Below are 11981 nucleotides of genomic sequence, written 5' to 3'. Positions count from 1 at the left end.
CAATTCTTGCAATAAAAAGTGACAAAACTAGGGATAAAAAGCGGCGATCGTGAGGCATCCCCAATTCCCCAACCCCAGAGGAAACCGCCCGGTGAACTATGCTTTGTGTTTCCCCCAACTCCAGGTATAAAGGTTCTCTCCCAGCCACATCATCCCTCACCCTCACTCCGACATCCCCGCCAAAGCCCGCAACCGGGACAAATCTAGCAAGCGAATCCGCGCCCCCTCAATCTCCAAGACTCCCTCACTGCTAAGTTTCGCAAACACCCGCGAGAGAGTCTCCGGAATCGTCCCCAGAAAAGCAGCCAATTGCCCTTTTGTAATATCCAGTTCCACTTGTTCCAAAGTCCCCTGGGGTGAATCACTTAAATAAAGAAGATAAGCAGCCAAGCGTTGCGGCACATCCTTCAACGACAGATCTTCCACCATAAGAGCCAACCAGCGCAGATGACGAGCAAAAATTCCTAACAAAGTTATGGCAATATTAGGATGAGCTTGCATCAAGGCCACGAAGGCAGTCCGGGGAAAGAATAACACCTGAGTGGACTCTAGGGCAGCAGCAGAAGCGGGAAAGGGTTGACCATCAAAAGCAGGCACCTCAGCAAAATGCTGACTTGCCGCAAAGATTTGTAAAATCTGTTCTTTGCCCAAGGGAGATTGCTTAAAGACTTTAACTCGACCCGAAATCACGATGAAAAAACCAACGCTTTCATCCTCTCCCTCCCAAAACAAAACCTCTCCTTTCCGATAGGATTGGGCGATCGCAATCTGGGCGAGGGCCTGATGCTGGTCTGGGGGTAAACTCTGAAACAGGGGAGTTTGGGCAAGAAATGCTTGTTTATCAAAGGATTGGTCTTTCAATACTGGATTCCCGGCACAGGATCAACTCATTGATTTGATTGTACCGGCAAAACCGGCTGTTCCAGAATGGGGTTGAGAAAAACTCACACCCCCAGGACTGCTATCATGACCTCTCTATCCCTATAGGTGCGAGTTGCCCGGGATGCCCCTACATTGAAAATTAATGCGGCAAATCTGCCTGAGTCCTAGATGAGAACCGAATTGAGTATAAATCTGGCTTTCTTTGACTTAAGTCAAAGACATTCCCCCAGGGCCAACTTAAAGTAGAGATAACAAGACGAAAGCGACCGAGAGGTAACATCATGTATTGCAGCCAATGCGAACAAACTGCCGGTGGAGAAGCCTGTTATCAATGGGGTGCCTGTGGAAAGAGTCCCGAAGTGGATGCCCTGCAAGATTTATTAACCCATTTATTGCGGGGACTGGGACAAGTGGCGATCGCCGCCCGGAAATACGGAATTATTAACCGTCAAGCCGATCGCTTTACCTGCGAAACCCTCTTTTCAACCCTCACCAACGTCAACTTCGACCCCGAAAGTTTTGTTCAATATATCCATCAGGCGATCGCCCTGCGGGATGGATTGAAAGCGCAACTGCAAGCTGTCGCCCCCGAGGTTTGTTTTCCCGAAGGTCCCGCCACCTTGCAACCCGCCCCCACCCTCGATCAATTAGTCCAACAAGGGCGGGATATAGAATATGGATTTATCTCCAAAGCCGCCAAAAACGTTGATATTTTCTCCCTCAAACTGACCATTATTTATGGACTCAAAGGCATCGCCGCCTACGCCTACCATGCACAAGAACTGGGACAGGAAGACGATCGCCTCTACGCCTTCTGCCATGAAGCCTTAGCTGGACTTGACTCCGTAGATTTGACCCTAGAAGACTGGGTAAAAATCGCCTTAAAAGTAGGGGAAATCAACCTGTTGGCGATGGAACTCCTCGATAGCGGCAATACGGGAAACTATGGTCATCCCGTCCCCACTCGCGTTCCTCTGGGAACCCAACCGGGTAAAGCGATTCTCGTCTCGGGTCATGACCTTAAGGACCTAGAAGAACTCCTCAAACAAACCGCCAACCAGGGAATCTCCGTTTATACCCACGGGGAAATGTTACCGGCGCATGGGTATCCCGGACTCAAGCAGAAATATCCCCATCTGTATGGTCATTATGGCACCGCGTGGCAAAATCAAACCCGAGAATTTGCCAAATTCCCAGGGGCGATCGTCATGACGACCAACTGTCTGATGCCCCCCCACAACACCTATATTGATCGCGTGTTCACCTGTGGCCCTGTGGGTTGGCCCGGACTGACCCATATTGAAAACCGCGACTTTAGTCCCGCGATCGCCTGTAGCTTATCCATGCCAGGATTTACCGATAACGGAGACCCCCGCCAAGTCACCACCGGATTTGCCCGGAATGCCGTCTTGGGTGTTGCCGATGAAGTCATCGCCGCTGTGAAACGAGGAGATATCCGCCACTTCTTCCTCGTAGGCGGTTGCGATGGTGCCAAACCCAGCCGCAACTATTACACCGAATTCGTAGAAAAAGTCCCTGAAGACTGCGTTGTGCTGACCCTAGCTTGTGGCAAGTTCCGGTTCTTCGATAAAGAACTCGGCGACATTGGCGGCATTCCGCGCTTGATGGATGTGGGTCAATGTAATGATGCCTACTCCGCCGTGCAAATTACCCTAGCCTTAGCGAATGCGTTTGGGGTGGGCGTGAATGAACTGCCGCTTTCGATGATTTTGTCCTGGTATGAACAAAAAGCAGTGTCGATTTTGCTCACCCTGTTCCATTTGGGAATTAAAAATATTCGCTTAGGGCCAACGCTTCCGGCGTTTATTTCTCCCAATGTGTTTCAGTTACTTTCTCAGACTTATAATCTCAAGGAGATCGGCACTCCCGAGGAAGATTTAGCCGCCTGTTTAGGGACGAGTGTCCAGGCTGATGCCTAATCTGGAATCCGATGTTTTCCTCTCGGTTGAAAATTAGACCTCTTGCAAAATAACGGATTCATCCCCCCCACCCCCCTTACGAAGGGGGGCTTTTTATAATTTTGCCAGAAGTCTATTAGCCCGCCCCTAGCTTTGTTTCTTTAGCCTAACCTGACCTGAATGCGCCTGTTGTTGGATTTTTAACCAGCCCGGTTTATCAACCGGGCTTTTTTTTAGTTAAATTTAGGGAGGTTTACCTACGCAAAAATGCCCTCGTGAATTTGGCCAGAAAATGTTACCGTTGGCAAAGTAATTGGGCAGAACTCCGATTCATCCCGATTGGGGAAGAGTCGCGAGGCTCCCAGCCATTCAATAGACTCCGTTAAATCACGAAACTATGAAAACCACGACCCAGTTAAGCGTTGCAGCCGTCGCTCTGTTTACTTCTTCTTTTATTAATATGGCCTCCGTTTCCTATTTAATTAATCGCATGAGTGATGAGGGTCGAGTGGTGAATCCTGCCGGAATCATGCGAGGTGCAACCCAGAGACTGGTTTAGGCCAAACTGCCAGGGTGCACCTTTAGCTTCAGCCTCGGGGGTCAGAGTTGAGAGTGCGAACAATCCAGTAACTAATCGATAGGGCAAAAATGGCAACAGCCAAACCCAGTAAAGCAAAGTCAGAATATTTTTCCAGGTCAAAAATAATAATTTTTCGGGCAACAGCAACTAGAGACGTTACAATGACCAGTTCAACTTGAACCGTATGCTTTTTCATATAGGCTGTAATATTCTCTAAGATTTCCATAGAAATCAGAATATTTAGGAATAAGCCAAATATTTTAAATAAAGTATTCGTTAAAAAGCCGACAGGTTCAGTAAACAGAATTTGAGCCAAATATATCATCAAGTCCCAAAGCGCCACTAAAATGATAATAATCATTAAAATTGACAAGATTTTAGCGATAACAATCTGGATTTGTTCCGTGAGATGAACAAAATTATTATCTCGCCAATAATGGCTAATTCGGTGATACCCTCTTGTCCAGCGACTCATGGTTTAAATTAAAAATAAAAGAACTTCACACAGTAGGGGGGCCAGGGGGAAGGCTCCGCCGGGGACCCCGGTTGTCGCCTATACCCCTGCCGGTGCTTTTGCCAGAACCTCGGGGGTTAGGACTTGATTGAGTTTACCACTGCGATACCCTTCTAAGTCTAAATTAATGTAAATAAATCCTAACTCTTGAAAGGCAGCCACTAACGCAGGCAAATCCGTAATTAATACAAATTCCTTAATTTGTTCCGGGGGTAATTCAATTCGGGCGCTGTCGCCTTCGGACCGAACTCGGAGATTTTTAAACCCTAATTTTCGCAAATAGCGCTCGGCGCGACCGACTCTTTGGAGCTTTTCTACAGTGATTTCTTCCCCATAAGGAAAGCGAGAACTTAAACAGGGTTGGGCGGGTTTATCCCACCAAGGCAAGTCTAAGAATTTTGCCAGTTGACGCACTTGTAATTTCGTGAGTCCGACTTCAGCAAGAGGCGATCGCGCCCCTCGTTCTTTCGCCGCTTGAATCCCCGGACGATAATCGTGCAAATCATCCCCATTCACCCCATCCACCACATAGGGATATCCCCGGGATATCGCCAGAGGTTTGAGAGTATCATGGAGTTCACTTTTACAGAAATAACAGCGATTAACGGGATTAGAGGTGTAATTGGGATTCCCCATTTCCTGGGTAGTTACTTCTTCATGAGCAATTCCAATTTCTGCCGCTTGAATCCGCGCATCTTCTAAGTCTTCCGGAAGCAGAGAAGGGGAAACTGCTGTAACCGCTAACGCTTTGTCTCCCAAGGTATCATAAGCAATTTTGGCAACTAAGGTACTATCAATGCCGCCAGAATAGGCAATTAATGCCCGGTCCATTTCTTGAAAAATTTGTTGAAGCTGTTGGAGTTGTTGCATGAGTGATTCTGCTAAAAAAACAGTTATGGAGTCAAAATGGAGGTCGGTACAGGGGTTTGGAACTCGGTATTTGTAGAAAATTTCCGGAAATTATCAGCTATTGGCTTGATTTCACCCGGGACCGAAACCCTAGGAATAGATAGAAAGATGCCGGTTTAAAATTCCCGCCGGGAAAATATTAAATTGGCGATCGCCAACAGGAGGATGATGTAAAATAAGGCATAAATGAAATTGAAAATCAAGGTCATTGTATCGGGTAATATCCCATAAACCGCTTGATTTTTGAGGTCTAACCGGGATAAGTCGGGTAAGATTAAATATAAGCCTCGGGTAATTGCTTCAACCGTAGGATTTTGACTAAGTTCACCGGCGGTAACAATATCCTCACTCAGGTGTCCCATCGCATAAACGGCAAAAGTCAGGAGGGTTGCCAGTAACGAACTGGTAAAGACACTTAAGGTGATCGCCACTGCCGTGAGTAAAGACAGTTCTAAAAATAGATAAAACGCCGCAACGAGCAGACTCCACAGGGGATAGTCCACCTGAGATAAACTCATCAAACCTAAATATAACGCCATCGTCACCGTAATCAGTACCCCAAGTACGGCACAGAGTCCCAGATGTTTGCCGACGATAAATTCCGCGCGGCTAATTGGTTTAGCCAGCAAGACTAGAACCGTGCGATTTTCGATTTCGTTTTGGATCGGTGCAGTTCCCACAAATGCCGCAACGATTAATCCCAAAATGGCGATCGCCGCAATTCCTAAATCCAAAAGAATTTTGTCCTCAGTGAGTACGGCATATTCTGGGATAAGGCGCATTGCCCCGATAAAAAATAACCCAAACACCATGATAAAATAGAGGACGCGAGCGCGAATCACTTCCCAAAAGACATTGTTTGCGATCGCTAACGTTCTGCCTGGGTTCACCAACACACCTCCGCGTTGCAATTTCAACTGTTCTGGATTTTGCTATGAGCAAATTTTAAAGGCATAGGGGCTAAAATGCAATAGAAAAATCAAGAGATGTTGCCCAGTCAATCTAGGGATGAGAATCACGTCTCTATTTGTATTTTAATTTTAATCGAAGCGCTGCCCTTGGGAGGGGATAGGTCCGGATTGGCGATCGCTGGCGGGTCCGCACTCCACCTGCGCCCGATCTAACACCTCTGCGGGGGGGCGACTGCTCGCCGGTCCCCGTTGACGATAGGTCCGAGAGATTTCGCAGGATTTCGCTAGGTAATATTCCTTTGCTGCTAACGGCAACCCTTTCCAAATGGCGAATAAAGTGATACCATATCCCGCTTGACGCTGAATCACCGTTCCCCGCAGTTCCCACCATTCATTTTCTTCAATATCCGGTAAACTTTCCTTAACTGCTTTATCAATGGAAATTCGTTTTTCTACCAATCCCGAAATCACTTGATTCGCTCGGGGCCACTGTTGCCCCTCTATTTGTTGGCGGAGGAAGGCTTCCATCGAGTTAATCATCATATTTCCTTGGGGGATTTCCGGGGCTTCAATTTCCCAGGCGATCGCAAATGAACTTCGCGTAAAATCTTGTCCTAATAAACTGGGATACTCCATTAGCCACTGATTCATTAAAAACCCGAATTGTAACCATAAACTCATCAAAAGATGAAATAAAAACATTACGGTTAATTCTTTCCAAATTGAAATAGGAGGCCACTTTGGCAAGAGTTTCCCTCTAAAAAATTTAGGCACAGACCGCACCCAGGCAGTCAGCAGCGGCCAAGTGACAATAATCGCTTGATCTCGCCAATTTTCGGGTAAATCATCGAACAACACAAGACTGAGTAATAATCCCACAATCCAAGGGCCGATATTGATACCCAATAGTATTATCGGTCGTTCCCATTGCCACCAAGCCGTTCCTAGCACAAAAAATATCAATCCCCCCGTATGGGTGAAATGATAGGCATTCAAAGCAGGGGGAACCAGCAGCCAGGAAAAGGCAGCCAACAACCAAGAAAATACACTTAATAAAATAAAGGTTTCCCACGAAAAGGGTCGGGGGGGTCGCAATCTATCGATACAGTATTTGAGCATTTTGCCAGTTAAAAGGGTGGATTACAGGAATAAAAATTACTTAAAATAGCGATAATTATACCTAATTACGTGATAAATTTACATTTTGTTTTTAGATAATTTATTGTCGCTTTTTATAAACCCATATTCTCAATATTCTTTAACCATAAAACTAATAGAATTACGCTATGACTATAGGAATGACCCCATAAAACCGCCATTGATTGCCGACGCTCGGGGGCTTTTTTAACTTTGCGACTGGAATACATATAATCGTCTTGTAAGTCTACTTCTGCTCGGAGGGGGTAAGCCGAATCAACAACCCGGTTGAATAAATTTAAGCTAATTAGCTTAATTGAAAAATCTGCCCAAAACACGAAAAATCCAATAATAAAAATTACAGAAAGCCCCCCCTCTCCCAGTTGATTTAAAAAAACATAGCTAATGACTTGGATTCGCAGACGGGGAGAAAGAAAAGGTTCAATGTAGAAGAAGAATATCCAGCCGACACAAACCGAAATTAAATTAATTGCAAGGGCATATTCAACGCTAGTTTTGCGGCTGACTTGACAGCGAGCATAAAATACGGACGATTCAATAGCGACCGAAATTGTTAAAAAAAAGGTTTGAAGTAAAATAGTCGGCAGAGGAAAAACCATAATTGCAAGTGGCTCCTAATCTTGCCTATTCTACCTGACTGGGAGGGGGTTTGGTGGGAGGATGGGGAGGATGGGGGAGATGGGGGAGGTGGGGGAGATAGGGGAGATGGGGAGGTGGGGGAGATAGGGGAGATAGGGGAGATAGGGGAGATAGGGGAGATAGGGGAGGTGGGGGAGATAGGGGAGATAGGGGAGGTGGGGGAGATGTTCAACGTCACGACTTGCTGTTGTTATCCTCCCCATCCTCCCCATCCTCCCACCAAACCCCATCCTCCCCATCCTCCCCATCCTCCCCATCTCCCGGGAATTAGGGAAAAGGGGACGAGAACTCGGATAATAGAAGGAGAAGGCATTCATAAAATACAAACGAGCTATGACAAGAACTGGCATCGGCATTCGCACGGCTGTTTCGCAGGAGCGCATTGTAGGTCAGATTCACGTTTATGATGGTGCGGGAAAGGGGAAATCCCAGGCGGCCCTTGGAGTCGTGCTGCGTTCGATTGGCTTGGGCATTAATACGCCCCTGCAAAGCAGAGTGCTGCTGTTGCGGTTTCTCAAGGGTCCGGCGCGGCATTATGAGGAAGATGCGGCGATCGAGGCTCTGCAACGGGGTTTTCCTCATCTGATTGATCAGGTTCGCACGGGAAGGGCGGAGTTTTTTGGACCTGATGAAATTACGCGGTTTGACCGACTGGAAGCGCAACGGGGGTGGGATGTGGCAAAAGGGGCGATCGCCTCGGGTCTCTATTCGGTGGTGGTTTTGGACGAAATCAATCCGGTTCTGGATTTAGGATTACTCTCTACCGAGGAGGTGGTTCGGACCCTTAAGGATAAACCGGAACATCTAGAAATTATTGCCACTGGGCGATCGACACCCCCAGCTTTATTAGAGATTGCGGATTTACATTCGGAAATGAAGTCCCACTATCATGCCGGAGGGGTGGAAAATGGCATTGATGGGATTGAAATTTATACAGGGGCTGGAAAAGGTAAATCTACCAGTGCCTTGGGTAAGGCGTTGCAGGCGATCGGGAAGGGAATCAGTCAGGATCAATCCCATCGGGTGCTGATTGTGCAGTGGTTGAAGGGGGGAAGTGGCTATACGGAAGATGCTGCGATCGCCGCCTTGCGTCACAGTTACCCCAATCTAGTGGATCATCAGCGCTGTGGCGGCGATGCCATTGTCTGGCGGGGTCAACAGAAAGAAATTGACTACGTGGAGGCAGAACGGGGGTGGGAAATTGCGCGATCGGCGATCGCCTCGGGACTCTACAAAACCATTGTCCTGGATGAACTCAATCCCACCGTTGACTTAGAACTGCTGGAAGTGCAACCCATTGTTGATGCCTTACTCCGCAAACCCAAAGACACGGAAATCATTATCACCGGGCGCTGTCAAAATATTCCCGCCTACTTTGAGTTAGCCAGTGTTCACTCAGAAGTCTTCTGTCACAAACATTATGCCAATCAAGGGGTAGAACTCAAGCGCGGCGTTGATTTTTAAATTGGGTCATTGGTCATTGGTCATTTGTCGTTTGTCCTTTGTCGTTTGTCATTTGTCCTTTGTCGTTTGTCATTAAACGAAAGCCCCAAGGACCAAGAACCAAGGACCAATGACCAATGACCAATGACCAATGACCCCCTTTAACTCGCGGTGCCGGTGCGAACGAGGATCACTGTACAATCGCAATTGCGGGCGATCGCCTCGGGGATATTCCCCTTCACCACGGAGTGCAGTAACCCTTCACGACTGGCCCCCAGGACAATCACATCACATTGGTCTTTTTGGGCCAAATCAATCAACGCATCCTCAACCGAGTTGGCACAGAGGGAGGTTGAAATCACCGGACAGGGGACTTGCTGTTCCAGAAAGGCCAGGGCCTGGTCCAGGACCCCCTGATCCGCCTTATAAGTTCCAGGCCCAAACACTTGACAGAGGCGAATTTCAGGATTAGCGGTCATCGATATCAATCCGGGCAGTAATTTCACTGTTGCTAAACCACTGGGGCCACCCCGAATGGGAACCAGCCACCGTTGAAACGACAGATGAGCCGGGATAGTGCGCTCCCGTCCAGTTGTAGAGACAGAAATCTTGCCTGAACGCGGGGTTTCTGGTCTGCGTCGCGAGGGGGGGAAGGAGGTTTTACCCATTTTGACCAAAATCGCATCACAAGGGGCTTGACGAATCATGGTATCCGCCACATTCCCAAAAATCCGCCCGGGAGTGCTGGTACTGCCTTTCCATCCCATTAACACTAGGTCGATATGTCGATCATCAATCGTTTCTAGCATAGCCTGGGCCACATCATGGGCCACCCGGACTTGAGTATGCACCGGCACATTCCAATCCCGACCCATGCGTTCGGCAAGGCGCAATAACCGCCGAGAGGGAATCGTTGTGACAGGGGTTTCATCTGGGGATTGGTGACGGGAGATGACAATAGTTTGCAGACATTCCAGTTCATAGTTGCGCTGATGAGCGATCGCCACGGCCAAGCGCAGCAAGGCTGGGGCCGTTTCCGGATTAGCCAGGGGGACGAGTAAGCGACCTTGACCTGTAGCGGGCGATCGCGTCTGATAGACCAGATAGGACGGTGCGGGATGGGGTCCAAATCCCTGTTGTCCCGTGAGGCGATCGCTTTCAGCCCGAATGATATCCGTGCGCGTAATAATCCCTACCAGCTTTCTTCCTTCCGTCACCGGCACTCGGCTTAGGTTGTAGCGGTTGAGTAAAAACAGCACTTCCATCAGGGTATCCCGAGGAGAGACTTTCACTGCCCGGGGAGTCATAATCTTTTCCAGGATGGTATCTGGGGGTAAATTCAGCTTAGAGATTTTTGCCAAATCCGACTGAGCAACCATTCCCACTAATTTACCCCCATCTAGGACCGGAAAGCCGCGATGATGAGAGCGAGAGAATGCCTGAACGACTTCCTCAATGGAGGTTTGGCGGGTTAGGGTTTCGACTCGGCGCTGCATGACATCTGCCGCGCGAATCTCACTTAAAATTGCATTCGGGGTGGCTTCTGTTTTGAGTTCAATCCCATTGAGTTTCAGTAACTTATCGTATAGAGAACCGCTTTCGGCCATTTCCGCGACCAGGTAAGACACCACGGAACCAATCATCAGGGGGAGGACTAAATTAAAGTCCGTGGTAATCTCAAAAACCATCACGACTGCGGTAATGGGGGCTTTGGAAACCGCACAGAAAAAAGCACCCATGCCTGCTAGGGCGTAAGTGGTGGGCAATCCGGCACCAAGGAAGGCAAATTCCCAGAGACCTACGAGATAGCCTAACGCCGAACCGAGAATCAGGGAAGGGGCGAATAAACCTCCGGGTGCACCGGATCCAGCAGCAATAATGGTTAAGCAAAAGTGACTGATGAAGGCGATCGCCGAGGCTGCGGCAGTGGGGGACCCGGTGACCAGGAACTCCCGCAGGCCGCTATTATTGCGAAATAATGGGGGTAACAGGGCGATCGCCGTGCCGCAAATCAATCCCGCCAGTCCCATGCGCCAAGGCAGGGGCACTCGGATCACCTTGCGATTAAATTTAATACTCGCGACAATGCCCTGGGTGAAGAGGGTCCCCAGCAAACCGGAGAGAATTCCTAGAATCAGGTAGAACGGGATTTCCGGGGCCGTGAATTGGGCTTGAAAGCCGGTGGCACTTAAATTTAAGTCCAGACTTTTTCCCCCGAGGATGCGGGAGACAACGGCCCCAATAAATGAGGCAAGGATCGCCGGACCTAGGGAGAAGGCCGAAATATCCTGGAGGAGTTCTTCAACGGCAAAGAGGACTCCGGCCAGGGGGGCGTTAAATCCAGCGGCTAAACCAGCGGCTGCACCAGCGGCGATCAGTTGCCGTCGGTAATCCGGGGAGGTGGGAAACCAGCGGCCAATTTCCGCCGCGATCGCCGCGCCAATTTGCACCGTTGGACCCTGCCGCCCCAAGGTCAACCCAGATCCCACTGTGATCCCGGTACTGATTAATTTAATGAAGGCGACTCGTAAATCGAGAGATAAAGGAACCCCAGCCAGGGCTGCCTTAACTTGCGGAATGCCACTCCCTGCCGCTTCCGTGGCACAGCGTTCGACGAGAAAGCCCGCGATCGCCCCGCCGATAAGTCCAATCAACGGCAACCCAATCCAAGAAGGCAGATTGAATGAGGCATAGATCCGCCATCCTCCCAGCCATCCCACCCCTTGTTTGAGGAGAACCGCCGCCAGTCCAGAGACCAAACCAATTAAACAGGCTTCAAACATAGCAAGGCGTTTCGGTCTTAGGAAAAAAGCTCTAAGCCTTGTCACTACCCAACTATTCGAGGAAAGGGACTGGAGCCACATGATCTCGTTGGTGATGAGTTTTAAGGGGGGGGAAATTGGAATTAAGGGTCATTTGTCATTTGTCCTTTGTCATTTGTCCTTTGTCATTGGAGGATAGTAATTGTCATTTGTCATTTGTCCTTTGTCATTGGAGGATAGTAATTGTCATTTGTCATTTGTCAT

General features: G+C 48.7%; 10 protein-coding genes. 3 read left to right on the top strand and 7 right to left on the bottom strand.

Features of this window, described 5'->3' with window-relative positions; genetic code table 11:
- Positions 1–162: 162 nt before the first annotated feature.
- Entirely contained in the window at positions 163–861 is a 699-nt protein-coding gene (locus tag NG792_RS17760; RefSeq protein ID WP_261236260.1) for a Crp/Fnr family transcriptional regulator, read from the bottom strand.
- Between the two features lie 302 nt (positions 862–1163).
- On the opposite strand from NG792_RS17760, the gene hcp reads away from it, so the two are divergent.
- Together hcp and NG792_RS17750 are read left to right on the top strand one after the other, a co-directional pair.
- Positions 1164–2822: a hydroxylamine reductase gene (gene hcp, locus NG792_RS17755; protein WP_261197594.1), complete on the top strand. Its 1659-nt coding sequence runs from the start codon at positions 1164–1166 to the stop codon at positions 2820–2822.
- 376 nt (positions 2823–3198) lie between these two features.
- The gene (locus tag NG792_RS17750; protein ID WP_261197593.1) at positions 3199–3360 is read left to right on the top strand and encodes a hypothetical protein; all 162 of its coding nucleotides are present in this window, start codon (positions 3199–3201) and stop codon (positions 3358–3360) included.
- A 28-nt stretch (positions 3361–3388) separates the two neighbouring features.
- On the opposite strand, the gene NG792_RS17745 is transcribed toward NG792_RS17750, so the two are convergent.
- The 5 genes from NG792_RS17745 to fraC form a co-directional block, all read right to left on the bottom strand.
- Positions 3389–3856, bottom strand: coding sequence for a phosphate-starvation-inducible PsiE family protein (locus NG792_RS17745; protein ID WP_261197592.1), 468 nt, complete (start codon positions 3854–3856; stop codon positions 3389–3391).
- 78 nt (positions 3857–3934) lie between these two features.
- Positions 3935–4765, bottom strand: a complete 831-nt coding sequence (larE, locus tag NG792_RS17740; protein WP_261236259.1) for an ATP-dependent sacrificial sulfur transferase LarE — start codon at positions 4763–4765, stop codon at positions 3935–3937.
- Between the two features lie 155 nt (positions 4766–4920).
- Complete coding sequence (locus NG792_RS17735) at positions 4921–5694, bottom strand: ABC transporter permease (protein WP_261236292.1); 774 nt, start codon at positions 5692–5694, stop codon at positions 4921–4923.
- A 150-nt stretch (positions 5695–5844) separates the two neighbouring features.
- Positions 5845–6834: a DUF5357 domain-containing protein gene (locus tag NG792_RS17730; protein WP_261236258.1), complete on the bottom strand. Its 990-nt coding sequence runs from the start codon at positions 6832–6834 to the stop codon at positions 5845–5847.
- A gap of 113 nt (positions 6835–6947) precedes the next feature.
- Entirely contained in the window at positions 6948–7472 is a 525-nt protein-coding gene (gene fraC, locus NG792_RS17725; protein WP_261236257.1) for a filament integrity protein FraC, read from the bottom strand.
- A gap of 373 nt (positions 7473–7845) precedes the next feature.
- On the opposite strand from fraC, the gene NG792_RS17720 reads away from it, so the two are divergent.
- Positions 7846–8976: a cob(I)yrinic acid a,c-diamide adenosyltransferase gene (locus NG792_RS17720; protein ID WP_261197588.1), complete on the top strand. Its 1131-nt coding sequence runs from the start codon at positions 7846–7848 to the stop codon at positions 8974–8976.
- A gap of 140 nt (positions 8977–9116) precedes the next feature.
- Here NG792_RS17720 and NG792_RS17715 read toward each other — a convergent pair whose 3' ends face one another.
- Positions 9117–11819: a chloride channel protein gene (locus NG792_RS17715; protein WP_261236256.1), complete on the bottom strand. Its 2703-nt coding sequence runs from the start codon at positions 11817–11819 to the stop codon at positions 9117–9119.
- Between the last annotated feature and the right edge of the window lie 162 nt (positions 11820–11981).

Source organism: Laspinema olomoucense D3b, from assembly GCF_025370785.1.
GTDB lineage: Bacteria > Cyanobacteriota > Cyanobacteriia > Cyanobacteriales > Laspinemataceae > Laspinema > Laspinema olomoucense.
This window is presented reverse-complemented; position numbering and strand designations above follow the sequence as displayed.